2 protein-coding genes are annotated in these 567 nt (G+C 58.0%); both read left to right on the forward strand.

Annotation, left to right across the window (positions count from 1 at the left end):
* On the forward strand, window positions 1–412 hold a 412-nt coding region (gene psiB, locus EQY_RS0122080; protein WP_000322835.1), incomplete at its 5' end, for a conjugation system SOS inhibitor PsiB.
* Window positions 409–567: plasmid SOS inhibition protein A (locus EQY_RS25295; RefSeq protein WP_000127021.1), on the forward strand; the 159-nt coding region annotated here is incomplete at its 3' end. The genes psiB and EQY_RS25295, both read left to right, overlap by 4 nt.

A 567-nucleotide genomic window follows, 5' to 3' on the forward strand; every position in this document is an offset into this window, starting at 1 on the left:
TGTATTACAGACCATGAGCGCACAGGAATACGAAGACAGTCGTGCTGCGGGAAGTGATGTTCGTTGTCGCCTCACACATGCCGTGATGCGTGAACTGGATGCGCCGGACAACTGGATGATGAATGGCGAGTATGGCAGCGAGTTTGGCGGCTTTTTCCCCGTCCAGGTGCGTTTCAGCCCGTTCCATGAGCGTTTTCATATTGTCGTATGCAGCCCCGGTGAGGCCAGCGCAACCTGGATGGTGATACTGGTCAGTATCAGCGGACGTCCTTTCCGGGTGATTCGCACACAGCCATCGTTCAGCCCTGAAACTGTGAATCACATCCTGCGTCTGGCAGCGAGTCTGGATGAGGCCGGATATTCCACGGCCAGCATCATCAACCTGCTGGTCACGGAAGGAGGTGCTGCATGACTGCCCGTCAGTATGCGCTGGTTCCTCTCAGCGCAGAGCAACAGGCCGCATGGCGGGCGGTGGCGGAGACGGAAAAACGCCGCCATCAGGGTAACACGCTGGCGGAATATCCGTATGCGGGGGCGTTTTTCCGCTGTCTGAACGGAAGCCGCAGG

The sequence above is a fragment of the Escherichia sp. TW14182 genome (assembly GCF_000208525.1).
Taxonomy (GTDB): domain Bacteria; phylum Pseudomonadota; class Gammaproteobacteria; order Enterobacterales; family Enterobacteriaceae; genus Escherichia; species Escherichia ruysiae.